Consider the following 26,740-nt stretch of genomic DNA (forward strand, 5'->3'; position numbering starts at 1 on the left):
GCCATTGACTGCCATTTCTGCTACTTGTTGTTTTACTTCTGGACGATACCCTTGATAGGTGTAATCAAGAATAAATGTCTTTCGCATACATTCCGTATTTAAGCAAATGTATCGTTTTTTACCTGTGACGCTTTGTCCGTGTCTGTGGATATCCACACCTCCGCATGTGGGACATTCCACTGCTTCAAATACCATCTTTTTTTCCTACTTATTCTTGCCCATGCTACTATATCTTCCAACAAATGTGACACATTACCGTTTACTTTCCCGCACAATACCAATATTGTCGAAAACAGTGTTATCAGAAACTTCTGTTGGGGTTTACTCAGTAGACTGGGTAGTATGATATTTATGCTATTCATTTTTGGTGCTGGTGTTCAATAACCGCACCTTATACGATGAATGGCTTTTTTTCTCTATTTCCTAATTCTGTCCGCACTATTGAAAAAGAGGATTTAACAATTATTTGCAAATCTGTAAATCGCTGAAAGCCAGTAGAATAGTCCCATAATCAGAATTGCTAGCTACTTGGCGGACTTTTGGAAAATTTCTCAAATACAAACTAAAGTAGAACAGTGGTTTTTTACAAGCTTTATCTTCACAATATCAGTTGCTCACACATAGAAACCACTCTTTTTCCCAAAAGATCATAATCAAAATTATCTGTTGCTACTTGCCTAGCTTTATCTGCAACTTCTAGTCTCTGCGGTTCTTGCAAAAGCAGCTGTAAATGCTTTGCAAGTCGTCTAGGATGCTCTGGATCTCTAACTCCTTGATATGGCAACAAACAGCCTAAATTCGGCAATACTTTTTTTGCTTCACCAACATCAGTGGCAATTACATATCGACCATGGGCGAGATAGAGGGGCAATTTTCCTGTTGTGCGAACCATTCCCACAATATCATTAGATTGAGTAGATATACAGACATCGATCGCACAAATATAAGTAGATAAATTTTCATAGGAAATACGACCTACAAATTTAATTCGATCGCTCACACCCAATTTTCTTGCGCGTTCCTCCAAAATAACTTTGCCGTTACCATCACCAATTAGTAAGGCAGCAATCGGCTCATCTTTAAGCATCACCATAGCCTCGACAATATCCCATCCGTAGCACATTTGATGGCGCTCTGACCATTCCATTGAGCCGACTAATCCAACAATTAAAAAATCTTTCAGCCCTAAACTTTGCTTAAATTCTCTAGGGTCAACTATTTTCGCTCGATTAACTTCTACACCGTCAGGAATAAACTCTACATGCTTAAATCCTTGATGAGATAGAAATTCTTGATGAAAGCTTCCCCTAACTACAAATCGATCTGCATTATGCAATGCAAGATTTTCAACGCCATTAATTAAGGCTAATTGACCCTTACTATAATTCCCACTTGACTTAGCTAATTCGTAGGCAACGTCTCCAGAGTCAATGACTAGTCTGCATCCTAGGATTTTTTTTGAAGCAAATCCTGACAACACACCTGTGTAAGCTACATCAATCACGTATATAATATGTGGACGGAAATTTAAAGCGTTTTGAATAAAAGAAAATATACCTTGCCACTTTCGCGTAGGTCGATAGCAAAAATGAATTTTCCACTGATCATCAAACCGATCTGCGAAAAGTTGAGCACGGATACCAGCAGCACTACTTTCAGAGCCATTAACTAAAAACAGTAATCGTCTAGGCGATGTAATCATATTCTTCTATGTTTGATTAATAGTTAAATGTTATCTGTTAAATTTTTAAGATTATTTTCCGTGATTTGATAGTATTTTTTGCCAGATAGGGCAAGACCGATAAACCCCCACAGTAACATTCCTTGTGAACCTCTCATTGTTGGGCCTGCTAGTAAGAAAAAAAGTGACTTAATAACTATTGCGTGAACAACTGGTAAAAAAATATCATCGTTTCTGGGCTTAAATGAAAAAATTGAAAATATACAACCTCCCATTCCCATAACATAGGGAACAGAACCAATCCATCCCAGTTCAATCATTAAAACTAGAAAAGCACTGTCTGTATCAAAACCTCCAATTCCTCTACCAACAACACTACTAATTGCATCATCAAATAAAATGGTAAAGGCTACTTGTCTTTCTCTAGCACTATTATCTTGCGATAGATTCGATAAGGTTTCTAACCTTGTTCCAATTGTCGTAGACAATGGCTGAATTGTACTCAGGGGAACGATTATTATCGATAATACTATGATTGTTGCAATCATTCCAAATTTTAGTTTCGTGGGCAAGGTTTTAAAGAGATAAATCACACCTAAAAACCAGCCAATCCATGCTGTTCTTACGATACTTAAGAGGAACGATAGAGTGCCAAATACTGCGGATGGTAAAACTAAAACACTACGGCAACTTAGTAGGATTATTAAAGCCGTTGCCATAAAATCACCAAATGGACCAGGTGAATTTAAGGTGCTCCATACACGAATACCTAAAGGTTCTGGTATACCAGAACTAGAAGTCATGCCTGAAGAAGTTAACCAAAAGCGATCCCATTCAGGAGCAACAAGAAACTGGTAAACGCCATATACGCCCATTACTAACGCTCCCCATAAAAATACCTGCATAAAATTGCGTCTATAGTCGGGATAACGATGCCAATTAGCACACAAATGATAACCAAATAGCAATGGACATATCCATTCTAGCAATCTAACTGAAGCAGCTAAAAAATCGCCTTGAATAATTCCTATTAAGTAGCCATAAAAAATACTTGCTAGGGATAAAATAAAGGGCAATGTCCCATTTTCTCTAACTTTAGGTAAGTTGAAATATAGTGTGTGCATACACACTATATTTGCCAAAAAAGGAGATAGTAGTATTGGGCTGGGGTCAGTAAAAGAACCTGCATTTAAATCAGCAACTCGCCTAACAAATGAGGCCAAGAAGAAAAGCCACCATACAAAACCTATATAGAATATGGGATGTCGGAAATATAGAAACCAGCTAACAACAAAAGAACCTAAAGGGAAAATAACTGTTAATCCCTTAGCACCAACTCCTCCAGTACTTAGTAAGACTAAAGTCACAAAAGAAAATATCACAATTACAAACCATGCTTCAGTAATCTGTGATGGTTGAAATCTCTTATTAGATGCTAGTAATTGTTGAATATCTTCTCTAGAATTCATGAATTGTTGCCATTTCTCTGTAGATTTAGTTAACTCACCACTTTAGCGCGATCGTCCTAAAGTGGTGATGTATAGAACTGCTTCATCGTTGGGAATGCCGAGAACTTCGTTGACGAGATCATCAAAGAAGCCTGCAATGCCACTTACGCCGACACCTAAGCCGATCGCAGCGAGGTTTAGTCTTTGTCCTAAATGACCTGCATCCATGTGTAAGTAACGATAGACGCGATCGCCATATTTTGCGATCGCATTTTTGAGGTCGGCGGTATGGAAAATTACGGCTCCTGCATCTCGCCCAAGCTCTTGACCGAGACAAAGATAATGTAGTTCTTCGCGAAAGTTTTTAAAGCGAATTTGGCGTAGTTCTTGGGATTTGGGCGCATAGTAGTAGCAACCTTCCTCTAAGTCATGTACTCCTGTCACGGCAACAAAGGTTTCGATCAAGCTAAGATCGAAATAATCGGGATTACCATCAATACCTTGATCGGCATAGTGTTGGGGTTGATAGGTAAAGTCGAGAATTGCTTTAAGTTCGGCAAGTTCTAATTTGTCTCCTGTATATTCACGGGTTGAGCGTCGTTGCAAGATTGTATTTTCTAGCATCTCTAGATCGTCACCCCAGTGAATACTTCCTGTTTTCGTGCTAACTCTTGTACAGAAAGGAAAGTTGTATTTATCTAAATCTTGGTTAGGTGTTAACTCGCTGCCTTGCTCAGAAATTTTTGATTCTTTCGGCTCCAGTAATGTTTGTTTGCTAGGTTCTAAGCCGATTTTTTTAGTGATTTGTGTTGATTGATGTAAATAACCCAATAGTTCACCATCGGGGAGTTTGGGGTAATTATTCACGATTTGGGATGGTAGAGCCGTCATCATTCCTCTAAAAAGATTAGGTGAATGACGCTGGAGCGGTTGTCTTGATTCTTGACCTCTGCCAATACTTTCTTCGTCCTGTAGGTCAAGAATTGGGACAACGGCGATTGTACCTTCAACTTGTTGGTCTAAAAATAGCAGTTCATTGATCGTTGCATCGGCAAAGCCACCAATCAATGAGGCTTGATAGTCCTCGATGGCACTGGCTAGCTCGATATTGCCTAGCAAATGTCCTGTATCCAAAAAGATGCGGCGATAGGCGCGATCTTGATAGCGCCATGCTGAACGGTGAAATACAGCCGTGATCGCGATCGCAAATCGGGTATTTTGCAAAGCTGGATGATTGAAACAAGCCTTTTGCAAGCCAGCCCAAACGTTATTATCTTGCCAAAAGTGAACCAAACTATGGGATCGGACTTGGTAGTTGTAGATCCCTGCGGATAGGAGCGGAGTTCCTGCGGAAATCAAATATATTTCGGCAGGGTATAAGCCGCCTGCTGAGGGAGCAGCCCGCAAATAAAATGCCTCACCTGTGACGGTGGGTACTCTTGCGGTTAAGCCATAACTACAAAATAGTAGCCGCGATAGTCTGCGCCAACGACTAGCTAATAGCCCATCACGATCTGACTGAATTTCTTCAGTTAGATAGGGTTTGAGATCATAGACAGTGCCGATTTTATAATCTTTATAGGGAGATGGTTGAGCGCTCCAGTCTAATCCCTGACTCTTACTTGCGAGGGTGGCAGGAGAATACTTAGTGCGTTCGTGATAATGTTCGGCGAAGGAAGATCGGTCTGCGGACATGGCTTTGCAAATAGGCGGCTAAACTAATGTTAAACCAATAAAAGCAGAGCAATTCATGAGTTAATTTGCTTTTATTGGTTTCGCAGAAATTTGCGATCGCAAGATTGGTGATTTCGCATATGATAGAAAGGTTGTCAAAAATTTTCTAGTTTGAAATTTATACCTCACGCTTAGAAAATCATCATATTTAACATAGAGATCACGTCATGGCAGTACCCAAGAAGCGCACTTCTAAATCTAAGCGAGATAGCCGCAAAGCAGTATGGAAGCGTAAAGCCGCAGTTCATGCTCAAAGAGCTATTTCGTTAGGTAAGTCCATCCTCTCAGGCAAAAATGATGGGTTTGTCTACCCAATGGCTGAAGAGGCTGAAGAAACAGAAGAGTAATCAAACAAAAAAGGCGAGCTAAGCTCGCCTTTTTTGTTTTTATTGATGTTACGCCTGTTTTGCCATGCTCTCTTTGATGCAAGCACCAATTTGAGTATCGATTTTTAAAATATGACTCACTAGCCATTCACAAAGCTCGTTGTAGATTTGCAGGGCAACTTCTTCACTAGCATCGCTCTGGCGGTATTGATCGTGAAGTTTGCCAAAGGTATCGATAAACTTGCGATGAGCCGCTTCATTGACTCCAGCCATTGGACAACTGTGCTTTGCGGCACAGGTCTCCTCATTACCAAAATGCCATTCTGCATAAAACTTAAGAAATACCAATAATTTCTTAATTGCATTTGTACCATTTCCCCTTTCGAGGGCTTCCCCAATCTCATTCGTAGCTGCAATCAGCTCTCTATGTTGACTGTCGATCATTGGTACACCTGTACTCAAAGCATCAGTCCATTCAAATCTCTGCATATGGTTTTTCCCATTCTTGGATTAATTATAGCTGTCGCCAATCTTTTTGCTTAACTCCGAAAGTATTCAACAACCATAGAAGCGTGATATTTTAGCTGGAAGCGCTTTAAATAACCAGTCTTAAAAACATGCTGCTTGAAGTAGAAAATTTAACAGTTCGTTACGGAAATGCAGTTCCCGCCGTCGATAATATTACTTTTCATTTACAAGCAGGTGAAGCACTCGGTTTAATCGGTGAGAGCGGCTGTGGCAAATCAACAATTGGGCGATCGCTAATTAAACTTTTGCCTCAATATGCTCATATCGAGGGGCAAATCTGCATTGATGGCGAAGCGATCGCCGAGAAAAAAGATGGTACATGGCGTGGTGAAAAAGTTGGTCTGATTTTCCAAGATCCAATGACAAGGCTTGATCCCTTGATGAGCATTGAAGACCATGGCTTAGAAGTATTAGCATCTCATTATCCCAAGCTTTCTAAACAATCAGCCAAGCAACGTCTCCATGATGCGCTGCAATCTGTCCGCATCGACCCATCACGCGCTAAACAGTATCCCCACGAGTTTAGCGGTGGAATGCGCCAGCGAGTGGCGATCGCACTGTCGTTATTGCTCAATCCTGTGCTGTTAATTGCCGATGAACCAACGACGAGCCTTGATGTCACTGTTGCCAGCGAAATCCTGAAAGAGCTAACAGCTTTACGTAAAATTCGTTCTATGGGTTTGCTACTAGTTACCCATGATTTGGGAATGGTGGCGGAATATTGCGATCGCATTGCGGTGATGTACAACGGTTTGATCGTGGAGACTGGTACAGTTGAACAAATTTTCCGTGAGCCTCAACATCCCTACACTCAGAGCTTACTCGCTTCGGTGCTACATTTTCATCCAGAGGCTTTAGCTCCTAGCCAAGGGCAATCTTCGCAATCATTACCTGACAAAATACCAGAACAAAAATCTGTGCATGACCGTCGCGTCATTCTCACTGTCAGCCACCTCAAAAAGCACTATGTAACAGGTGGAAATGTATTGACCCGCTTAGTAAATCCGACTAGCGGATTAGTTAAGGCCGTCGATGGTGTTGATCTAGAGATATTTGCAGGCGAAACCTTTGGCATTATTGGTGAGAGTGGCTCTGGCAAAAGTACGACAGGTCGTGCCATCCTGCAATTAATTAAGCCCGATCGCGGATCGGTGAGTTTTGAGGGAGTAGAACTAACCAAACTCAAAGATAAGCAAATGCGCCGACTGCGATCGCAAATGCAAATGATTTTTCAAGATCCCCGTGCTTGCTTCAGTCCGCAGATGACCGTATTTCGTAGCGTTGCTGATCCTCTATTAATCCATAAACTTGCTCCCAATCTCGAAGCAGCCCGTGAAAAAGTTGCAGCAATTCTGGAAAAAGTTGGGCTAAATTCGCAACTTGCCGAGCGTTACCCTTCTGATCTATCGGGTGGACAGTTGCAACGGGTGGCGATTGCCAGAGCCTTGATTACTAATCCTAAATTAGTGATCTGCGATGAACCAGTCAGTATGCTCGATGCCTCAATTCAGAGCCAAGTTTTGCAATTAATGGCAGATCTTAAGCAGGAATTTAAACTGACCTATATTTTCATTACCCATGATCTGGCGGTCGCCCAATTTTTTTGCGATCGCATTGCCGTTATGCGTAACGGGAAGATTCTGGAACAGGGCAGCACTGTTGATGTGTTGAGCAATCCTCAAGATGGATATACCAAAGCTTTAATTGCCTCAATTCCCCGAATTCCCTATGTCAATCGCTAAAGACAAATAATTTGCGCCAATATTAACTCAAAATCCTGACAATGCCCGACTTTTCCCTTGATTCGCACTTTCTTAATCCCGATCGCTCCAATCTTGAAGACATGCGAAAGTTGGGCTATGCCTTTGTCGATCTAATTGTGGATTCGGTCTTAGATACGCAGAATCAGCCCTTTGTACAGGACGAATCAGATTTTAATATTTGCATTCCTGAGTATGGTTCTGATCTAGCAGCGCTATTAACAGAAGTGCGATCGCAAATTTTGCCCCGTACCGTTAATTTCCAAAACCCGCGTTACATGGGACATATGGATAGTGTCCCCGCCGCGATTACCATCTGGGCGGATGCGCTCATTTCAGCAATCAATAACAATATGCTCAGCTATGAACTCGCGCCCATCTTTACAACCATGGAAGCCCAACTGATGCAATGGTTTGGCAATCTGTTTGGAATGGGAACTGATTGCTTCGGTACACTCACCGCAGGGGGTAGCCTTGCCAATATTTCAGGACTATTGTTAGCGAGGAACTGGAAACAGCCACAGAGTAAAGCTTTGGGTAAATCTAGCGACCTTGTTGCCTTTGTCTCCGATGCTGCCCATACTTCCTTTGAGAAGGCGATGAATGTAATTGGTGTGGGCAAAGAGAACTTAGTCCGTGTTCCCACTAATGATCGTGGCGAGATCATTTTAGAGGAATTAGAATCAGCAATTCAGAAATCAATCAGGGTAGGAAAACAGCCTTTTTTTGTGGCTGCGATCGCAGGTACAACGGTGACAGGAGCAATTGATCCAATTCAAGCTGTGGGTGAAATTGCAAAACGTTATCATTGCTGGTTCCATATCGATGCAGCCTATGGTGGCGCAGGTGTGTTTACACCAAAATTACAACCCCTATTTCAAGGCTGTGACCTTGCCGACTCCATGACCTTCAATCCTCAAAAATGGTTATGGGTGGCGCGAACCTGTGCCATGTTGATTGTCAAAGATAAGCAACACCTCGTTGATGGCTTTGATGGTGAGCTTCCCTACATGGACGATCAAGCTCTGAACTTTGGCAATCTCAATTTGCAGGGTACAAGACGCACCGATAGCCTCAAATTGTGGATGGCATTAAAATCGATGGGGATTTCAGGTTGTCGCTACTTAGTAGAGCGGTCTCTTGAGCTATCAAATAATCTGCGGCAATGGGTAGAAGATTCTACCGACCTAGAGCTTATTTGTGAGCCAACTCTCAATATTATCTGTCTCAAATCTAACAATCCGAGCCTCAGTAGCGTCGAATTGCGCCAGCAATGGATCGACGAAGGTAAATTATGGCTGTCATTGCCACTTTGGAAAGGCGATCGCATTCTTAAAGCCGTAGTTTTGCATCCTTATGCGGGTTAGTTAAGATGTGTCTTGGAAAGTTATCATAGCTAATCATATTGATTTCGGTCAAAAATAGGTTTTATGAAATATAATCGCTAAATTTGGGTAAATATTGGTTGTTTTTAATGTTTATCTTGTAAAATATCAAAAATCTAACATTACTATTAATATCGGGAGATTCTGCTTGTGCATCCTAACTTGGTTGCAGTGAGAAAAAATATGGAGTACGCGGAAATCAAACGAGAACTGGAAACTTCTCCCACTCTCAGACTATTACGTAAAGGCAATGCTGCCTTAATCTTAAGCTTTTTACATAGGCAGTTTAAGCAAGTTCAACGGGTTTCTCTTTCGCAAATAGACTTGGAATCAAGGCTAAGCGACTATTTAGAATATCTGCAAGATCTAGAGCCAAATACCTATCTACAAAAGCCAAAAGATTATCTCAATGAATGGTGTGATGATCGACTTTTGCGAAAAACCTTTGATAGTAATAGCGATGAGCCAGTATTTACGCTTACTCCTGAAACTGAAAAGGCGATCGCTTGGTTAGAGGATCTGCAACAAAAAGATGAGTTTGTGGGGACTGAATCTCGCTTTCTGCAAATTTTTGCGCTGCTAAAGGAGACTCAAGAACGTAGTACAACGGATATTGAGGTAAGAATTACTCAGTTAGAAAATGAACGCGATCGCCTTCAGCAAGAGATTGATCAAATTCGAGAAACTGGTACGGTTGAACGCTATACCCAGACTCAATTGCAAGAAAGATTTCTGTTTGCCAACCAAGTAGCACGACAACTAATTGCTGATTTTAAAGATGTTGAGCAAAATTTTCGGAAGTTGGCTCGAACGGTTCAAGAAGCGCAACTTCAGCAGGATACTCGCAAAGGGGCGGTGATCAGTCGAGTTTTAGATGCCGATCAAGAGTTAAAAGACTCACCGCAAGGGCGTAGTTTTTATGCTTTTTGGAACTTCCTGATGTCAACAGATAAGCGTCAGGAACTAAAATCTATGATTCAAAATGTTTATCAACTAGATGAATTAAAACCATTAACCCAAGAGAATCTGCTACTTTTTCGCATTGAAAGAAGCTTACTAGATGCTGGTGAATATGTTGTGCAGTCTAACCACCGATTGACCGAAAAATTGCGTCAAATGCTGGATGAGCGCAACATGAGAGAAAATCGGCGAGTTGCGGAGTTGATCAACGATGTCCAACGTCTTGCTTTACAGGTGATTAAGCATGAACCAAGACAGATAGATTTTTGGGTTCTAGAAGGCGAACCGATGACACATCTTGTAATGACTCGTCCTTTACATTCACTGGAAGAATCAGAAATACCGACGTTTTCACTGGATTTAACAAACTTAGAAGATATTGCACTAGATGAGGAAATCACCGAACTTTGTCAACAGTTTTATTTAGATGAAGATATATTGGCTCAACGAATTGCTCAAACCCTAGAACATTCATCAACTATCTCTTTAACTGACTTAATTCAACTCTACCCAGTTACGCAAGGATTACCTGAGATTGTGGCTTATGTGGCGATCGCCGCGCAATCCGAACAGCACTCGATAAATCTTAGTACCATTGAATTACTCACAATTGATAGCTTAGAAGATGAAAAGCCAATTTCTCTGACCGTGCCACAGATTATTTTCCGACGATAATTTCTCTAAATCTATGCAGCCTACAGCACCTTTAGCCTATGCCCCTGTTGTGATCAAACTCCTCCAAGGAGTGATCTACAGTGATGACCCACATTGGGAGCGTTTACAAAGTTACCTGACTCCCATTAAGGAATATTTTAGTAAGATTGGCTTGCAAGTCCAAAACTATGACACGGAAGGATTTGCGTATTTAGAGCAGCCAGATCCTGATCCCGAAGATCATAGTGAACCGTTACCTCGACTGACAGTTCGTCGTCCATTGAGCTTTAAAGTTACAGTTTTCTGCGTGTTATTGCGAGAGCAATTACGATTATTTGATGCCAGTGACGCAACTGGGCGACTTATAGTGAGTATTGAAAAATTGCGAGATCTGCTACAGCCATTTCTACCAGAGAGAAATAATGAGGACAAATTTCGACAGGAAGTGAAGAACCTCACCAACCAGATGCTAGAACTTGGCTTTCTGAAGCGCTTATCTGGTCAGGATGAAAATTATGAAATCCGTCCTATCATTAAAGCCAAAATTGATGCGGAAATGCTTGAACTCTTAAAGAAAAAATTAGAAAACTATGCAAACTAGCTTAATTGAACAATTTGACAATACTTCGATTCCGACCGCAGGATTTCGCTTGCAAAGATTTGAAGTTTTGAATTGGGGGACATTTGACCAACGCCCTTGGGTAATCGATTTGAAAGGGGAAATTGGATTACTAACTGGTGCTAATGGTTCAGGAAAATCGACTTTAGTCGATGGGTTGTTAACGTTGTTAGTTCCCAATCGAAAGCGCAACTATAATCAAGCTTCTAGCTCAACAGGCAAGAAAGAACGGGAAGAGAAAAGCTATGTGCAGGGAGCCTATGGTCGTACTCGTTCTGAAGATTCTTATGGATCAAAGCCTAAAATATTACGCGATAAAGGCACAATCTCAGTTTTGTTGGCATACTTTAGCGATCGCGCAAGCAAGCAAGATGTAACCTTGGCAGAAGTTTTATGGATGGAAAATACTTCAGTACGCAAATTTTTTGTGATTGCCGATGCAGAATTAGCGATCGCCACGCATTTCTCGCAATCCAAAAATATTGCTGACCTAAAGAAATATTTAAAGGCAAACAATATTGAGATATTTGATGAATTTAGTAAATACAGTCAACAATTTCGCAAACGCTTTGGGTTTCAATCGGAAAAAGCCTTAGATTTATTTAATCAAACTGTCAGTATCAAGGAGATTGGTGGCTTAAATGATTTTGTGCGTAACCATATGCTCGAAAAAACTGATGTGCAAACTAAAATCCGTGAGTTGCAAGAAAGCTATGAAAATCTGACAGTTTCTCATACTGCAATTCAAAAAGCTCGAAAACAACTGGATGCTCTACAACCCATCACAGACGAAGCAGAAAAATACACAAAATTTAAAAATGAGGTTGCCAACTTACAGAAACTCCTATCTATTGCACCAGCATTTTTTGCTGCCAAGAAATTTAATCTATTAACACAAGAGCTACAGGCGATCGCCCAAAAATTGACGCAATTACAAGCCCAACGCAATCAAAGCGACCTTCGTTTAGCAAATTTACGTCAAGACGAGAAAACCCTAGATTTTACGATCAAACAAGATACGGTGGGGCAGCGTTTGCAAGAATTGACGAGAGAAATTGAGCTAAGTCAGCAAGAGGTAAATAGAAGAAAGAAAAAATCTGAAGAATACAATCGACTTACTCAAAAGTTAAACTTCCCTGAGTACAGCGATTTTGATACCTTCCATTCTTCTAGAACTCAAGGAGAGGCTCTTAAACAAGAAATTGATGCAGTTTTACAAACCTTAGAAGCACAACGAGATGAACAAAAGCTGTTACAGGCTGATCTGCAAAAGCACAAAAATGAACTAGAGAAAGAGCTACAATCTTTACGCAGTCGCAAGAGCCAAATTCCTACTAATAGTCTGGATATCCGCGATCGCCTTGCCCATGCCTTAAACCTAGACAGTGATAATCTTCCCTTTATTGGTGAATTATTACAAGTTAGACCAGAAGCGCAAGAATGGGAAGGTGCGATCGAGAGACTACTACGCAACTTTGGTTTATGTGTATTGGTTGATGATGCCAATTACCAAAAAGTTAATACCTACGTCAATCGCACCAATTTACGGGGACGGCTGATTTATTACCGTGTTACTTCCATTGTTGCTAATCCCATGCAAAGAGCTTTCGATCCACAGCAGATTCCCCATAAATTAGAAATTAAGCAGGAGAATAAGATATTTGCTCAATGGTTGCGAGATCAGCTAGGCAAGCAGTTTAACTATGTTTGCTGTGATACGGAAGAACAGTTTCAGCATGAGACTCGTGCGATTACTCAGAATGGGTTAATTAAACATGGCGGGGAAAAACACGAGAAAAATGATCGTTTTGCTATAGGTGATCGCGGTCAATATATTTTAGGTTGGAGTAATATCAGTAAAATCAACGCTCTAGAAGCTGAATTACAGCAAATCAATCAAAAAATTGCTCAAATTAACAAACAAGTCCAGTTGCTAGAGACTCAGCGCAAGCAAAAGCAAGAACAAGTATCTCGATTACAAGATTTTATGAGGTTTGTTGATTTCGCTGAAGTTGACTGGCGATCGGTCGAGGCTGAACGACTTAATCTCCAGAAACAAAAACAGGAGTTAGAGGCAAGCTCTGATCAACTTAAACGGCTAGAAGCTCAACTTAAAACTACTCAAAAGGAAATCCTTCAAGTAGAACAGGAAAAAGAGCAATTAATTCGAGAAATTCAGACGTTAGAAAATAGGCAAGATGTCTATAAAAAAGATCAATCTCAGTGTGAAATGAAATCACAGTCAGTTTTATCTTCAGAACTTGAAGCATTTGAGAAGTATCTGGCAAAAAGACTTAGAGAATATTCGATGATACTCGAAACAATCTCTAAAGATGAAAACAGCTTAAAAGATGAGTTTCAGCAAAAACTACGTCAACAGGAGCAACGAGTAAGTGAATCCAGCAATAGAATTGAAAAGTCGATGGCTAATTTTGTCAAAGATTTTCCCGAGACAACTTCAGAAATGGGAGCAACTCTCGATTTTTTGGGCGAATATCAGAAGCTCAAAGCTCAAATTGAACAAGATGACTTGCCACAACATGAACAACGCTTTAAGCAATTAATGAATGAGAAAGTCATTATTTCTATTTCCATGTTTAAAAGCGCTCTAGAGAAACAGGAAGAAGAAATTGAACAGGCTATCGATGAACTGAATAAATCGCTGCAAACAATTAATTACACAGACTCTACCTATATTAAGCTGTGCTGTGATACAAGTCGTAGCCGTGAGATTCGAGACTTTAAAGAAGACTTAAAAATTTGCTTAGGTAATGTTGCCCGTCAAACTGCTGAAGATAATGAAGAACGTTTTCAGAATATTCAAACGCGACTAATTGAACGGTTCAAGGCTGAAGATCGATGGACGAGTTTAGTTACAGATGTCCGTAACTGGCTAGAATTTTCGGTAAGCGAACGTTACATCTCAGACAACGCCGAAAAAGAACATCATACTGACTCTTCAGGGAAATCTGGTGGACAGAAAGTCAAGCTTGCTTATACTATTTTGGCATCAGCGATCGCCTATCAATTTGGACTCAATCAAAGTACAGGCAAGTCAAGATCTTTTAGGTTTGTGGTTATTGATGAAGCCTTTAGCAAATCAGACGATAGTAACGCTCGATATGCAATGCAACTATTTAAAAATCTAGATCTCCAACTTTTAGTAGTTACACCAAAAGATAAAATAAACGTGATTGAGTCTTATATTTCCACAATTCATTTTGTAGATAATAAGTCTGAAGGGAATTATTCGCGCATATTACCAATCACCATCGAAGAATACCAAGAAAAACGTCAACTTGCACTAACTTCCAAGCATGATTAATCCTACTGAAATTAAAGATAAAGCCCATAAGTCCTACTCATCTTTTTTAGTTTCTCTAGTTACAGGAGAAAAATTTTTTCCCATAGACTTTTCTGTAGGTAAGCGACCAAAGGATTTTCTGGAATTACGAAAATCAGTTAATGAATTAATAGATAAATCAAAACAATCCTTGAGATATGGCTATACCATTGAACTAGAAACTACAAAAACTCAGCAATATGGAGAGCAATCATTACCTAAAAGAGTTTTTGTCGAAACAGAGCAAGACTACTTAAAGCTTATCAACAAGCAAAAAGAAGTTACAAAGTTTAAGCAAGACATAGCATTAATTCGAGCAAGAGTACCTGAATTAGAGCAATGGCTTCGTCGTAATCCTCTAAAAATAGTCGAGCATAGCGATCGCTGGAACGAATTACTCAAGGTTTGTGAATACTTTCAAAATAACCCAAAGCCCAATCTCTATATTCGAGAACTTCCTATTCAAGTTCACACAAAATTTATTGAGCAAAATAAAGGGATAACTGGTAACCTTCTGGAAGCAATTCTACCAATTGATCAGCTTGTATCAGTAGAAAATGGAAATGAGCATAAATTTGAGAAGAGGTTCTCTTTAAAGTACAAAGAACCTCAAATTAGAATTAGACTCTTAGATCCCATTTTAAAGGAAAAATATAAATTTCCATCCTCCGATATTAGTATTCCCCTCTCGGAATTCAGTCAAATTAATCTAATAAATCATCCTTGCTTTATTACCGAAAACTCAATGAATTTTCTGACTCTACCTTATTTAAAAAATAGCTTTGCAATTTGGGGTGGTGGATACGCAGTTCAAAATCTAAAATCTGTTGTTTGGCTGTCAAACTGCCCTATTTTTTATTGGGGTGATTTAGACGATCATGGTTTTAGAATACTCTCTCAACTGCGTTCTTACTTCCCGCAAACAATTTCCACCATGATGGATACAAAAACATTTGAAGCCTTCCAAGAATTTGCTGTTTCGATACTAGTCACTAGTCTTGATAATTTGCCTCATCTAACCCCTGAAGAAAAAGCTACATATAATCATCTGGCAATGTACCAAAAACGTCTAGAACAAGAGCGTATTACTCAAACTTACGCCAATCAGATACTAGAGAATTGCCTTCAACATATTGCGAGATAATTGACCATCATAATTTACAGTTGTATATAGCGCCAAGCGCCGCACTATACACAAAGTTTTTGAGATATGTCATGCTCTGCCCGTTTTGTCAGCATACCGATAGCCGTGTTTTAGAATCTCGTTCGGCAGAGGCAGGCTGTAGTATCCGACGCAGACGAGAATGTCTCAATTGTCAGCGTCGATTTACCACCTACGAACGCATCGAATTTGTGCCGATTACGGTTTTAAAGCGCGATGGGGCTAGTGAATCCTTTGATCGCTCTAAACTATTACGCGGCATGATTCGCGCTTGCGAAAAAACTGGCGTATCCCAAGCCGCATTAGAATCCATCATTGACGAAATCGAAGCACAACTACAGGTACGCGATCGCCATCAAGTTAGCAGTGTCGAAATCGGGGAAATGGTGCTGCAATATTTGCAAAATGTTAGTGAAGTTGCCTATGTCAGATTCGCTTCCGTTTATCGTCAGTTTAAGGGGGTAAGAGATTTTGCTGAAGCTTTAAACCACTTTGCCGCAAATTAAGCATGATTTTCGGTTGAAAGCCTAAAACTGTATCAAATTAAGGTGCAAAAAAACAAAAGTGACAAAAATTTGTAAAGAAAAGTTGAAATTTCTTATTTACCCTAGCTATAATGACAATGTTTTTGTAATCCCGATCGCATTTCAGGGTCTAAATTAGGAGGTATTGATTTGGCAAGGAGACGTAAGCGGAAAAGTAGACGTCGCCAAGAAGGGCGCAAAATCCTAGAACATATTCCTCAATTTAGTATCGATAGCGGCGAAGACAAGCCTGTGACGGCTGCACGTAAGTACATTCACACACATGGCATTCTTCCTCCAGCACTGTTGCTTGTAAGACGTAACGAGCATACAACAGATCGATACTTCTGGGCAGAAAAGGGACTGTTCGGAGCACAGTATGTTGAAGAAAATCACTTCTTGTTCCCCAGTTTGAAACCACCCGAAGAAAGAGAAGTTGCACTTGCAGGCTGTAGATAAGTTTTTATTGACTTTCTAAAACCACTGAGAGCTTGATCTTTTTGCTTTTTATATTTTTATGATTTTTTAGCAGTTTACATGTGATTACAAATATTTCCTTATACCCAAAGCAGTATTTAATCTGAGATTGAGAATAAGAAATATTTGTGGTCATGTAAGCTGCCTACGATGCTCATAGGGTCTAAATATGGGGATTTACTGAGACATCAATATAATAATATTGCTGGAAGCAGCTAATAACAAAAAGGAGCAAACAATGTTTGCTCCTTTTTATTTGAAATTCAGTTTATTAAGTCTATTTAAGTTAATGGTTGCTAAATTTTTAGTACCAAGCATACAAAAAACTCCCAGAAATCAAATACCTAAGCATCAATAGCTTAGCTACTTTTTTGTTTCCAGCCTCTAGGCAACTTGAGGTCATCGGGATCGACATAATGACAGGCATAATCATCTAAGCAAATCAATGCCCAGCCGTTACCATCGATATTAACCAATTTGTAGGAGGCTTCCAAAACAAAGAATCCTTTATGGTTGCGGGTGTCAGGCTTGACTTTAACGTTTTCTAAGATCATTTTATTAACTTCCTTTTAATTAAAAGAATGTGGAGGTGCAACAATTAAAAAATTGTCAGCTTCGTTTATTTATATTTAGGTAGCCTAACACCCTTGTCAGAAATCCTTTGTTAAGTTTTAATGACAAAACGACCGCATATATGAAGTTGTATGATTTTAGATAAAGTTATTTGTATTAATACATCAAATACGATTAACAAATATTGATTTATATAAAAGTTGCGTTCTTTTATTCGTTTAAAATTTAGTTTAGTAGCCAGTCCCTAACCTTTTCAAGGGCTTTCCAGTCTGGACGGCGGCGTAGACCTTCTTCAAAATTCTCAACAATCTCTGGCTTAATGTCTTTGAGAATCATTAGCCAGTTTTGAGCGGCTTCAACTTGTTCGCGCACACCTTTTTGCGATAGCTCTAGCATGGCGATCGCCAGATTAATTCGACCTTGGGGATCTTCGGGGGCAATTTTAACTGCTTTTTGGGCTGCCTTGACCGCAAGTTTGGCATTGTTATCGAGTAAATATAACCAAGATAAGCAAATCCAACCACTAGCAACTTTGGGCTGGCGCTCACATACTTTTTCAAACACAGGAATTAAGGTCGCCGCAGATTCACCTTGTTTGTAGCGTTCTAAACCTTGAGTGAATAAATCTTCCGCAATTTCTGTATTCATCGAGCGAATCAAAACTCCAAAGCCGTATTTTTGCCTTAGTGATATTAGCATATTGGTGCAAAGATATTGCAGTCAACATTTAGAATTGGTGATCATGGAGCGTATATCAATTGTGAATGTTGGGGTTGATGCCACTAGCTATACAGATACTTGCGATCGCATTGTTAGTCTTGTCAGGCAACATCAAGCTGCTTACATCGTGGCGGCAAACGTGCATGTGGTAATGACAGCCTATTGGAATCGACGTTACTGTCAAGTATTAGCTAATGCCGAAATTGTCACCCCCGACGGAATGCCGTTAGTTTGGGGGTTGCGATCGCTAGGTATGAAACAGCAACAGAGGGTTTATGGCCCAGATTTAATGCTGGCGTGGTGCGATCGGGCAGTAACCGAGAATTTACCCATTTATCTTTTTGGGGCAACAACGGAGACACTCAATCGATTAGAGCAAAATTTAAAATTACGATTTCCTAATTTAGCGATCGCAGGTAAACATGCGCCTCCCTATTTCCAAATTGATGCCCCTGATTTTGAACAACAATTAGCCACAGATATAAACCTTATTGCAAAATCAGAGGCAAAAGTTATCTTGGTTGCCCTTGGCTGCCCCAAGCAAGAATTTTGGATGAGCTCTGCCCAACCTAAATTAACTGCCGTGATGATTGGTGTCGGTGCTGCCTTCGACTTTCTTAGCGGACAGGTAGCTCAAGCGCCAAGGTGGATGATGGCAATGGGTTTGGAATGGTTATATCGATTGACTCAAGAGCCAATGCGTCTATGGCAGCGCTATTTGATTAATAATCCTTATTTTGTAATTTTGTTTGGCATACAGCACTTGCGAAGAATTATGGGCAAGCTAGTCGATAGCTTTAAGAAGTAAATTTGTGATCCAGAATCAGATTGAGAGTAGAAGAGGAATATGCGCGTGAGTAGCGATCGCAAACCAACCAGCAACAAAAAGCATCCTAAAAAACACGATATCCGCGCAGGGCGGCAGATCAAACCTTGGGATCTGGGTGATTTTAATTGGTTGCGATCGCTGTTACTAATAGCTGCCGATATTTTGGGATTAGGGATCGCATGGAAGTCTTCCCTAAATCTTAACCGCGGGTTTTCTCCATTGCCACCAGAGCTGGATTGGGGAGAATTTGCAGGATTAACAGGGCTGTTTTGGGCGTTTGCGGGGGTATTGGTGATTGGGTTTGCCTCTCAAAATTTTTACCGTGGAGAGTCACAATGGCGCAACTATGTTAAGCAGGCGCAGATTATTAGTGGCGTTTATTTATCATCTTTAGTAGTTTGCTATTTTTACAATCCGATGGTAGACCCGCCGCGATCGCTATTTTTTCCAGTCTGGATTGGTAGCGTAATCGTAATTATTGGAATGCGGTTGCTCTTGACTTTGCTGCTAGACCAGTTCCCGATCGCCAGAATTCATACACCCGTATTTATCATCGCCACCAGCGATCGTCTGCCATATTTGGCAAATATTATCGAAAAAAGGACAGGTTATAAAGTTGTCGGGGTACTGACTTCATCCCTTGCCAATACATCCCATTCAATCCAATCGATTATTAACTCTGGGGCAAAGGAAGTAATTGCCGAAGGCTTACCCGAAACCCAACTAGCCTCACAGTTATATTGGCAACTTCGCAATGTCGGGATTGGACTGCGACTAGTTCCCTCTAGCTTGATGTTGCTGCATCGTCGAGGAACTCCAGAGATTTTTGCCTCCATGCCGATGATTCGGATTGAGTCATCGTTACTGGGAAATTGGGAATATATATTCAAGCGCTGTCTGGATCTGGTGGCGGCATGGATTGGCTTAATAGTGCTATCACCCCTATTTGTGGCAATTGCGATCGCAATAAAAACTAGTTCTAGGGGCAGCGTCTTTTATACCCAAGATCGGATTGGATTACATGGTCAGTCCTTTCGGATGTGGAAATTTCGCAGTATGTTCATGGATGCCGATCGTCGTCAATCGGAGCTAGAACATCTCAACAAAAGCACTGATGGCGTGATGTTTAAAATTGAACGAGATCCACGCATTATCCCGATCGGGCATTTTTTGCGCTGTACTAGTCTCGACGAATTACCTCAATTATTTAATGTGTTGCTGGGGCAGATGAGTCTGGTTGGACCGCGTCCATTACCCGTAAGAGATGTAGCGAAATTCACCGACTGGCATCACACCCGCCATCTAGTCATGCCCGGAATTACAGGTTTATGGCAAATTTCAGGACGCTCGGATCTCGACACCATTGATGATGTGGCAAAGCTAGATTTGTTTTATATCGATCGCTGGTCACTTAACTTCGATTTGGAAATTTTGATTGAGACGGTGCGACTGGTGCTATTTGGGAAAGGTGCTTACTAAAATCTAGAAGTGGCAATTCATAAATTGCCACTTCTAATCGCGCCATATAATTACTTGCCTAGCAAACGATCACGTAGAGACCTGATTTTGTCGCGGTAGGCTGCGGCTTGCTCAAATTCTTGTTTTTTCGCCGCATCCTTCATTTGAGCTTCCAGTTGTTCGATCAGATTAGGAATATCATCGAGAGATATTTCCTTAGCGTGATTAACGGCATATTCAAGCTGACGCTCATTGAGACGACGGGATACCGATAGGAAATCTAAAATTGCATTACCTTCAATCGATTTCACAATTGAGCGGGGTTGAATCTGATTGTCTAGGTTGTATTTTGTCTGAATCCGACGACGACGCTCCGTTTCCGAAATCGCCTTTTCCATACTGTTAGTCATGCGATCGGCATACATAATCACCTGTCCATCAACATTGCGGGCTGCCCGTCCAATCGTCTGAATGAGCGATCGCTCGGCCCGTAAAAATCCTTCTTTATCAGCATCAAGAATTGCCACTAATGAGACTTCAGGCAAATCCAGACCTTCGCGCAATAGGTTAACCCCAATCAAAATATCAAATGTACCTCGGCGTAAATCTTGGAGAATTTCAATGCGTTCAATTGATTTGATGTCTGAATGGAGATAACGAACCGCGAGATTTCGTTCTTGAAAGTAAGTAGTTAAATCCTCAGCCATTTTTTTGGTGAGCGTAGTGATTAATACCCTTTCCTTGCGTTTGATGCGTTCTTGGATTTCGTGATAGAGATCATCCACTTGTCCTTCCGTGGGACGCACCGATATTTCGGGATCAGTCACACCCGTTGGCCTAATGATTTGTTCCACTACCTGCTCGGAAACTTCCATTTCCCAATCGCCTGGGGTTGCAGACACAAAAATACATTGTTTGACCATACCCCAAAATTCATCAGCCTTGAGAGGTCGGTTATCAGCCGCACTGGGTAAGCGAAAACCATGATCGATGAGCGTCATTTTGCGAGCGCGATCGCCATTGTACATACCGCGAATTTGGGGGATGGACACATGGGATTCATCGACAATCAGCAGCCAATCATCTTTGGGAAAATAATCCACTAAACATGCTGGAGATTCGCCCGCTTGACGACCTGCGAGATGCCGAGAATAGTTTTCTACGCCATTACAAAAGCCAACTTCTTGAAGTAATTCCAAATCATATTTAGTGCGTTGCTCTAAGCGTTGTGCTTCTAGAAGTTTTCCTGCATTGGTTAATTCTTCTAAACGAGCATCTAGTTCTTCTTTGATTTCTGCACAGGCTATTTCTAGACGATCAGTGGGGGTAACAAAGTGTCTCGCAGGATAGATATTTAAAGATTCTAAACTTTGTAAAATTTCACCAGTTACAGGATCAACGTAGCGAATTGCTTCGATTTCATCGCCAAAAAATTCAATCCGAATTGTGCGATCTTCATAGGCAGGCCCAATTTCTAAAATGTCACCTTTGACGCGAAACTTGCCGCGCCCCATTTCCACATCATTGCGCTCGTACTGAACATTGGTTAGCGATCGCAAAAGTTCTCTTTGGTCATATTCGATACCGACACCCAAGGGAATAGAGGCTTTGAGATATTCTTCAGGAATCCCTAAACCATAGATACAGCTTACGGAAGCTACTACGATCACATCTTTGCGTTCAAATAGCGATCGCGTTGCGGAGTGCCGCAACATATCAATTTCATCATTAATTGAAGCCGTTTTTTCGATATAGGTATCGGTGACGGGAATATAGGCTTCAGGCTGATAGTAGTCGTAATAACTGATGAAATATTCAACGGCATTATTGGGAAAAAACTCGCGCAGTTCATTGCAAAGCTGTGCCGCTAAGGTTTTGTTATGGGCAAGTACCAAGGTTGGCTTTTGATATTTTGCGATCGCATTGGCAACGGTCATAGTTTTTCCTGTACCTGTTGCCCCCAAAAGAGTTTGGTAGCGCATTCCCTTTTGCAGCCCTGATAGCAATTGCTCAATCGCTTTAGGCTGATCGGCGGTGGGTTGCCAAGGAGTACGGATATCGAACAGTGCCATAGGATCTAGTGATGATGAGGTAATCAGTCCCTAAACATCATACCAAAAACAAAAATTGAACAGGCGGCACAAGCGCCACCTGTTCTGTGCTGTCCCACGTATGCATGTTAAGGATTAATTGACTCAATTCTGGCGGATAGCCCTTGCTGTGCGAGACGAGATACTTGTACTTCGGCGACACTGCGATCGCTATAGGCTCCTGTTTGCACGACCAAATATCCATTTAAACGTGATGGAAAGGAATTCGGGACAATTCTCTTCACTTGGTCAACGGCATTGGGCGATGCGACGGGTACAACTACACGATAACGAGGTGGCGCTTGGGGAGCTAAATTGGTGTTAGCGAGTGGAGCGATTTGAATCGGTTGATTGACGGGCTCACCACTGGGAGGCGTTCTGAGGATTGGCGGCAGATTAGTAGTAATTTCACGATTGATGGGAATAGCGTTGTTACGAGTATTTGGATTAATGCGAATGATTACTGAAGTAACAGGCTCATACCAGAAAGGACTACTTGCCTGAACTGATGGTGCAGTGGCGTTGGAACTAAAATTAGAGCTAATACTACTACTAGGATTTAAGGGGGTGGCGGTGACTAATGCTGGTGGAGTCGCAAGATTAGGCGCAATATTCATAGTTTGGCTAGTAGAAGTCCTTTGTTGGAGCTGTTGATTGATATTTGCAAAACGGTCGCTATTAGCGATGATTCCTGACAATTGCAAATTACCTTTCATCTTTTTACTATCCACTTGATTGCCAATCACAGCAACCGCATTACGGCTGACATTTTGTAAATCAAATGTGCCATTCCCTTGAAAATTATTATTACCATAATCATTGGGCGTACCCAAATCTGGCAATGCCAGATCGGAAATTGTCAAACCATAGGCTCGATTATTGACAATGGCATTTCCTCGCAAAATCGGTCGGGCGTTGGCTTGAATGAGGATGCCATTCTGATTTTGGGTGAAGGTATTTTCCGTGATTTGGGGCTTGGCATCTTGACGAATACTCATGCCAAAAATAGTCTGTTGAAATAGATTGCCGCGCACAATTGGCGTTGATTCGCCTTCAATTGCTAAGCCACTTGTACCATTACGAAAGAACTGATTGGCGGACAAAATTGCCGTTGATTTCCCCGTAATTAATGCGCCATCCTGTTTATTACCGAGCAGAATATTATTGGCGATCGCAGGGCTAGCATTTTCAATCCAGAGTCCGTAACCTCTGGGATTGGGATTCGTGACGGTTACGCCCCGTAGTTCTGAGCGATCGCTGAGGACGATGGCGACATTTTGCGTAGATCGTAGGTTACTAAATAAAGTCCCCCCACCTAAGATCGTAATATCTCTACCTTTATTGGCTTCATTGCCGCGCAGGATGATATCTGGACGCAACCGAATCGGAAACTTTTCCCCTGTGCTATAGATTCCATTTGCTAATTGAATTACCGTGGGCTGACCAGCTTTCGCTCGACTGATGGCATAGGTAATCGTTTTAAAGGGAGCAAGATTAGTGCCTGCATCGGGTCGATCGCTGCCTGTTTGCGAACTGACATAGAGAATTTTTATTTCGGTATTCTGAGATGTATTCTGGGCAATAATCTTTGCATTAGGGGATGTTTGGGCAAAGGCTGGCATTGAGATCGCAATACTAGGAAATAGCATGACCACAGGAAGCAAGTAGGCAACTTTAGTAAAGATAGAACTTGTCAATAGTTTGTAGTTTAGTTTCATGGATTTCTGCATAGATTTCATAATATCGGCAAACCTTAGCCCTTAACGCCAACACTAGCATCCGTGGGAATAATATAGCGTTGTAAAAACACAAACACGATAAAAACAGGCAAAATCGAGATAGTGGAACCTGCGGCAATCAATCGCCAATCTTCGGAAAAGGCGCTCGCTAAGCTGGCAATGCCTCGTGGCAATGTATATAGCTCAGGCTTATCGACGATGACTAGGGGCCAGAGGAAATCGCCCCACATTGCCACAAATGTAAATACGGCTAGGGTGATCAGGGCAGGACGAGCCGCAGGAATCATCACATGCCACCAAATCCCTAAACTAGAACATCCATCCATTCGCGCTGCTTCTTCCATATCTTTGGGGACACTTTGAAAGGCTTGACGTAATAGAAAGATCCCAAATGCGGAGATTACATAGGGAAAAATTAGCCCTGCATAGGTGTTTTTGAGATTGAGTTGGACTGCCAAAATATAGAGAGGAATCATCGTGATTTGAAAAGGAATCATCGTTGTTCCTACAATCGCCCAAAAGATCGGGTCTCGTCCTTTAAAGTTCATGCGGGCAAGTGGAAAGGCAGCAAGGGAACAGAATAGTAAATTGAGAATGACGGTAATTCCAGAGACAAAGAAACTATTCCATAGATAAAGATCAAAGCGGGAATTTTGCCAAACCTTGAGGAAGTTATCCAAGGTCGGTTGGGCGGGCCATAGCTGCGGGACAGATTGAAAAATGTTTTCGGTGGAGGACTTAAAAGCGGTGCTAACTAACCAGAGTAGGGGAAACACGGTTAAGCTTGCGATCGCAATTAACAGAACAAATTGAGGAACATTATTCCAAATATTTATTGATGACTTTTTTGTTTTTATTTTCATGGGTTAGGATCGATAGGATTGACAGACTTCGCTATGGCTGAATAAGTTGCAAGTCTGTAAAAATCTCATACAAAATCTTTTTGCGAATTGTAATCATGTCGAAATTTGGATCTTGATTCCCAATGTTTAAGGCATAAAAATAAACATCATCGCCTTTTTCGAGGTAGCCAACATACCATCCCAGATTCTGAACTCCATCAACATTACTACCCCAACCAGTCTTGCCTCTGAGTGTGTAATTATTCTTGCGCTCAATGAGCATAATCTCTTTGACGGTCTGGATCACCACAGGAGAGAAAGGCAAATCCTCTTGATAGAGTCTGACGAGAAACTTAATTTGTTCCTCGGCGGAGATGCGTAACTTACCGTTGAGCCAAAAAGTATCAATCTGCTCGGCAATATCTTGATTGCCATAGCCCACCGCTTGGATATACTTCGCCATTTTCTCTTTGCCGATGCGACGAGCTAGGTCTTGGTAAAACCAAACCACCGATCTCGTAAAGGCAGTTCGCATGGTTTGATCTTGGTTCCAAGTTGTAAATCTGGGACTGAATTTGGATTGATCCCAAGCAATCACGGTGTCGGCATCTGCGATCGCATTTGTTTCTAGGGCAACCAATGAGTTAAAGATTTTAAAGGTCGAAGCAGGAATAAATCTTTGTTGGCATCGTTGGGAGTTATAGCGAATATAGCGATCGCGTTTTAGGTCATAAAGAACAAAACAACCCTCAGACTGGTTTTCCCGTAAGTTTTGTTCAAGGTTACGCGCAAATTGCGATCGGAATTGAGTTTGAGTTGGAGGAGGAGTTGTAGGGCGAGTTGGGGCTAAAACTATTGTTATGGGTATCGTGAAAGGAGTTCCCAAGGTAAAACCCATGAAGGCAAATAACAACGTAAACATAAATATGATCCACGTAGAGAGTTAAGGATTTTTCGCAGGGTTGATAAATTTGAAAGTCAGGACTGAAAGCATAAAAATAATCAGGAATAAAAACACTCCAATCGCCGAAGCATAGCCCATTTCTAAACTCGTAAAGCCTTTGTCGTAGAGGTAATAAACAACGGTTTTCGTGCTGTTGGCGGGGCCACCCTGAGACATGATATAGACTTCTTCAAATACCTTCATCGCCGAAATCGAAGAAATCACTGCCACCAAAATAATATAAGGACGCATCAAGGGAATTGTAATATCCCAATGCTTTTGCCAACCATCAGAGCCATCGATTGCTGCCGCCTCATACAGATCGGCGGGAATCGCCTGTAAACCTGCTAGATAAATCACCATGTAGTAACCAACACCACGCCAAATCACCACGGAAATGATTGCAAAGATGGCGGTCTTCGGATCGGTTAGCCAAGGGATCGTGACCGACTGAAAGGAAATTAGCGATAGAAAATAATTCAAAATGCCATTTTGGGCATAGACCCATTTCCAAGCAATCCCTGCGACGACGACGGAGACAATCACAGGGAAATAGTAAATCGCTCGAAAAAATTTAATGCTGCGTAATTTTTGATTAACTAATATTGCTAACCCCAGTGGCAAAATCACTAAGCTCGGCACGGCAAAAACTAGATAAATGATGGTATTGCCAAGGGTTTTCCAAAAGGTGCGATCGCGCCAGAGGGTTTGATAGTTTTGCCAGCCCGTAAAACTAGCTTCACCCACAAAGTCATAGCTAGTGAAGCTGAGATAAATCGCCTGCAATACTGGCAAAAATGAAGTTAAACAGAGAAATGCGATCGCAGGTAGTAGGAATAAATATGGAGTCCAAACAAATTTTTTACCTAGTTTCGACCGTTTTCGCTTTAGATCAGACTGCATATAAAGTTCTCAAGGATTAACAACAACTAGGCACAATCAAAA

At 41.2% G+C, this 26,740-nt stretch carries 23 protein-coding genes; 11 read left to right on the forward strand and 12 right to left on the reverse strand.

Annotated elements, in window-relative coordinates; translation table 11 throughout:
• The 4 genes from H6F41_RS19390 to H6F41_RS13175 all read right to left on the reverse strand — a co-directional run.
• Positions 1-195, reverse strand: a 195-nt coding sequence (locus H6F41_RS19390) for an IS1 family transposase (protein WP_206754052.1), incomplete at its 3' end; no start/stop codon positions are given.
• A 403-nt stretch (positions 196-598) separates the two neighbouring features.
• A complete protein-coding gene (locus H6F41_RS13165) occupies positions 599-1,702 on the reverse strand; it encodes a glycosyltransferase (RefSeq protein WP_190403934.1) in 1,104 nt (367 codons plus the stop codon).
• 23 nt (positions 1,703-1,725) lie between these two features.
• The gene (locus tag H6F41_RS13170; RefSeq protein WP_190403935.1) at positions 1,726-3,150 is read right to left on the reverse strand and encodes an O-antigen ligase domain-containing protein; all 1,425 of its coding nucleotides are present in this window, start codon (positions 3,148-3,150) and stop codon (positions 1,726-1,728) included.
• Positions 3,151-3,192: 42 nt separating this feature from the next.
• Entirely contained in the window at positions 3,193-4,824 is a 1,632-nt protein-coding gene (locus tag H6F41_RS13175) for a SagB/ThcOx family dehydrogenase (protein ID WP_190403936.1), read from the reverse strand.
• Positions 4,825-5,030: 206 nt separating this feature from the next.
• On the opposite strand from H6F41_RS13175, the gene rpmF reads away from it, so the two are divergent.
• Positions 5,031-5,210 (forward strand): 50S ribosomal protein L32, encoded by a 180-nt coding sequence (rpmF, locus tag H6F41_RS13180; RefSeq protein WP_190403937.1) that lies wholly within the window; start codon positions 5,031-5,033, stop codon positions 5,208-5,210.
• Positions 5,211-5,258: 48 nt separating this feature from the next.
• Here the strand turns inward: rpmF and H6F41_RS13185 are convergent, their stop codons facing one another.
• On the reverse strand, positions 5,259-5,678 hold the full coding sequence (locus tag H6F41_RS13185; protein ID WP_190403938.1) for a bacteriohemerythrin: 420 nt from the start codon (positions 5,676-5,678) through the stop codon (positions 5,259-5,261).
• A gap of 128 nt (positions 5,679-5,806) precedes the next feature.
• Between H6F41_RS13185 and H6F41_RS13190 the strand changes: the two genes are divergently transcribed.
• From H6F41_RS13190 to H6F41_RS13225, 8 genes are all read left to right on the forward strand, one after another.
• Positions 5,807-7,459, forward strand: coding sequence for a dipeptide ABC transporter ATP-binding protein (locus tag H6F41_RS13190; RefSeq protein WP_190403939.1), 1,653 nt, complete (start codon positions 5,807-5,809; stop codon positions 7,457-7,459).
• Between the two features lie 41 nt (positions 7,460-7,500).
• Positions 7,501-8,844: a pyridoxal phosphate-dependent decarboxylase family protein gene (locus tag H6F41_RS13195; protein WP_190403940.1), complete on the forward strand. Its 1,344-nt coding sequence runs from the start codon at positions 7,501-7,503 to the stop codon at positions 8,842-8,844.
• 201 nt (positions 8,845-9,045) lie between these two features.
• Positions 9,046-10,497 (forward strand): DUF3375 domain-containing protein, encoded by a 1,452-nt coding sequence (locus H6F41_RS13200; RefSeq protein WP_190403941.1) that lies wholly within the window; start codon positions 9,046-9,048, stop codon positions 10,495-10,497.
• A gap of 13 nt (positions 10,498-10,510) precedes the next feature.
• Entirely contained in the window at positions 10,511-11,077 is a 567-nt protein-coding gene (locus H6F41_RS13205) for a DUF4194 domain-containing protein (protein ID WP_190403942.1), read from the forward strand.
• Complete coding sequence (locus H6F41_RS13210; protein WP_190403943.1) at positions 11,067-14,420, forward strand: ATP-binding protein; 3,354 nt, start codon at positions 11,067-11,069, stop codon at positions 14,418-14,420. The genes H6F41_RS13205 and H6F41_RS13210 overlap by 11 nt, the downstream gene beginning before the upstream one ends.
• Positions 14,413-15,582, forward strand: a complete 1,170-nt coding sequence (locus tag H6F41_RS13215; RefSeq protein ID WP_190403944.1) for a DUF3322 domain-containing protein — start codon at positions 14,413-14,415, stop codon at positions 15,580-15,582. The genes H6F41_RS13210 and H6F41_RS13215 overlap by 8 nt, the downstream gene beginning before the upstream one ends.
• A gap of 71 nt (positions 15,583-15,653) precedes the next feature.
• Complete coding sequence (gene nrdR, locus H6F41_RS13220; protein WP_190403945.1) at positions 15,654-16,106, forward strand: transcriptional regulator NrdR; 453 nt, start codon at positions 15,654-15,656, stop codon at positions 16,104-16,106.
• A gap of 168 nt (positions 16,107-16,274) precedes the next feature.
• Positions 16,275-16,583 (forward strand): DUF3155 domain-containing protein, encoded by a 309-nt coding sequence (locus H6F41_RS13225; RefSeq protein ID WP_040689531.1) that lies wholly within the window; start codon positions 16,275-16,277, stop codon positions 16,581-16,583.
• A 377-nt stretch (positions 16,584-16,960) separates the two neighbouring features.
• Here H6F41_RS13225 and H6F41_RS13230 read toward each other — a convergent pair whose 3' ends face one another.
• Entirely contained in the window at positions 16,961-17,155 is a 195-nt protein-coding gene (locus H6F41_RS13230; protein ID WP_190403946.1) for a hypothetical protein, read from the reverse strand.
• A 244-nt stretch (positions 17,156-17,399) separates the two neighbouring features.
• The gene (locus H6F41_RS13235; RefSeq protein WP_190403971.1) at positions 17,400-17,822 is read right to left on the reverse strand and encodes a tetratricopeptide repeat protein; all 423 of its coding nucleotides are present in this window, start codon (positions 17,820-17,822) and stop codon (positions 17,400-17,402) included.
• Positions 17,823-17,916: 94 nt separating this feature from the next.
• On the opposite strand from H6F41_RS13235, the gene H6F41_RS13240 reads away from it, so the two are divergent.
• Positions 17,917-18,702, forward strand: a complete 786-nt coding sequence (locus tag H6F41_RS13240; protein ID WP_190403947.1) for a WecB/TagA/CpsF family glycosyltransferase — start codon at positions 17,917-17,919, stop codon at positions 18,700-18,702.
• 39 nt (positions 18,703-18,741) lie between these two features.
• Positions 18,742-20,202, forward strand: a complete 1,461-nt coding sequence (locus tag H6F41_RS13245) for a sugar transferase (RefSeq protein WP_190403948.1) — start codon at positions 18,742-18,744, stop codon at positions 20,200-20,202.
• 50 nt (positions 20,203-20,252) lie between these two features.
• Here the strand turns inward: H6F41_RS13245 and uvrB are convergent, their stop codons facing one another.
• From uvrB to H6F41_RS13270, 5 genes are all read right to left on the reverse strand, one after another.
• On the reverse strand, positions 20,253-22,253 hold the full coding sequence (gene uvrB, locus H6F41_RS13250) for an excinuclease ABC subunit UvrB (protein WP_190403949.1): 2,001 nt from the start codon (positions 22,251-22,253) through the stop codon (positions 20,253-20,255).
• Between the two features lie 107 nt (positions 22,254-22,360).
• Positions 22,361-23,989: a DUF1565 domain-containing protein gene (locus H6F41_RS13255; RefSeq protein WP_190403950.1), complete on the reverse strand. Its 1,629-nt coding sequence runs from the start codon at positions 23,987-23,989 to the stop codon at positions 22,361-22,363.
• Positions 23,990-24,024: 35 nt separating this feature from the next.
• Complete coding sequence (locus H6F41_RS13260) at positions 24,025-24,873, reverse strand: carbohydrate ABC transporter permease (protein ID WP_190403951.1); 849 nt, start codon at positions 24,871-24,873, stop codon at positions 24,025-24,027.
• A 31-nt stretch (positions 24,874-24,904) separates the two neighbouring features.
• Positions 24,905-25,774, reverse strand: a complete 870-nt coding sequence (blaOXA, locus tag H6F41_RS13265; RefSeq protein ID WP_242023041.1) for a class D beta-lactamase — start codon at positions 25,772-25,774, stop codon at positions 24,905-24,907.
• A gap of 21 nt (positions 25,775-25,795) precedes the next feature.
• The gene (locus H6F41_RS13270) at positions 25,796-26,698 is read right to left on the reverse strand and encodes a carbohydrate ABC transporter permease (protein ID WP_190403952.1); all 903 of its coding nucleotides are present in this window, start codon (positions 26,696-26,698) and stop codon (positions 25,796-25,798) included.
• Positions 26,699-26,740 lie beyond the last annotated feature (42 nt).

Origin of the sequence: Pseudanabaena mucicola FACHB-723 (assembly GCF_014696385.1) — a bacterium.
Taxonomy (GTDB): domain Bacteria; phylum Cyanobacteriota; class Cyanobacteriia; order Pseudanabaenales; family Pseudanabaenaceae; genus Pseudanabaena.

Bases quoted from the DNA above. Each gene is read 5' to 3' on its own strand.
- H6F41_RS13215 (WP_190403944.1), top strand. From the start codon at position 14,413: ATGATTAATCCTACTGAAATTAAAGATAAAGCCCATAAGTCCTACTCA.
- H6F41_RS13235 (WP_190403971.1), bottom strand. From the start codon at position 17,822: ATGAATACAGAAATTGCGGAAGATTTATTCACTCAAGGTTTAGAACGC.
- nrdR (WP_190403945.1), top strand. From the start codon at position 15,654: ATGCTCTGCCCGTTTTGTCAGCATACCGATAGCCGTGTTTTAGAATCT.
- H6F41_RS13210 (WP_190403943.1), top strand. From the start codon at position 11,067: ATGCAAACTAGCTTAATTGAACAATTTGACAATACTTCGATTCCGACC.
- H6F41_RS13230 (WP_190403946.1), bottom strand. From the start codon at position 17,155: ATGATCTTAGAAAACGTTAAAGTCAAGCCTGACACCCGCAACCATAAA.
- H6F41_RS13245 (WP_190403948.1), top strand. From the start codon at position 18,742: ATGCGCGTGAGTAGCGATCGCAAACCAACCAGCAACAAAAAGCATCCT.
- H6F41_RS13190 (WP_190403939.1), top strand. From the start codon at position 5,807: ATGCTGCTTGAAGTAGAAAATTTAACAGTTCGTTACGGAAATGCAGTT.
- blaOXA (WP_242023041.1), bottom strand. From the start codon at position 25,774: ATGTTTACGTTGTTATTTGCCTTCATGGGTTTTACCTTGGGAACTCCT.
- H6F41_RS13200 (WP_190403941.1), top strand. From the start codon at position 9,046: ATGGAGTACGCGGAAATCAAACGAGAACTGGAAACTTCTCCCACTCTC.
- H6F41_RS13270 (WP_190403952.1), bottom strand. From the start codon at position 26,698: ATGCAGTCTGATCTAAAGCGAAAACGGTCGAAACTAGGTAAAAAATTT.
- rpmF (WP_190403937.1), top strand. From the start codon at position 5,031: ATGGCAGTACCCAAGAAGCGCACTTCTAAATCTAAGCGAGATAGCCGC.
- H6F41_RS13175 (WP_190403936.1), bottom strand. From the start codon at position 4,824: ATGTCCGCAGACCGATCTTCCTTCGCCGAACATTATCACGAACGCACT.
- H6F41_RS13195 (WP_190403940.1), top strand. From the start codon at position 7,501: ATGCCCGACTTTTCCCTTGATTCGCACTTTCTTAATCCCGATCGCTCC.
- H6F41_RS13170 (WP_190403935.1), bottom strand. From the start codon at position 3,150: ATGAATTCTAGAGAAGATATTCAACAATTACTAGCATCTAATAAGAGA.
- H6F41_RS13240 (WP_190403947.1), top strand. From the start codon at position 17,917: ATGGAGCGTATATCAATTGTGAATGTTGGGGTTGATGCCACTAGCTAT.
- H6F41_RS13185 (WP_190403938.1), bottom strand. From the start codon at position 5,678: ATGCAGAGATTTGAATGGACTGATGCTTTGAGTACAGGTGTACCAATG.
- uvrB (WP_190403949.1), bottom strand. From the start codon at position 22,253: ATGGCACTGTTCGATATCCGTACTCCTTGGCAACCCACCGCCGATCAG.
- H6F41_RS13165 (WP_190403934.1), bottom strand. From the start codon at position 1,702: ATGATTACATCGCCTAGACGATTACTGTTTTTAGTTAATGGCTCTGAA.
- H6F41_RS13205 (WP_190403942.1), top strand. From the start codon at position 10,511: ATGCAGCCTACAGCACCTTTAGCCTATGCCCCTGTTGTGATCAAACTC.
- H6F41_RS13260 (WP_190403951.1), bottom strand. From the start codon at position 24,873: ATGAAAATAAAAACAAAAAAGTCATCAATAAATATTTGGAATAATGTT.
- H6F41_RS13255 (WP_190403950.1), bottom strand. From the start codon at position 23,989: ATGAAACTAAACTACAAACTATTGACAAGTTCTATCTTTACTAAAGTT.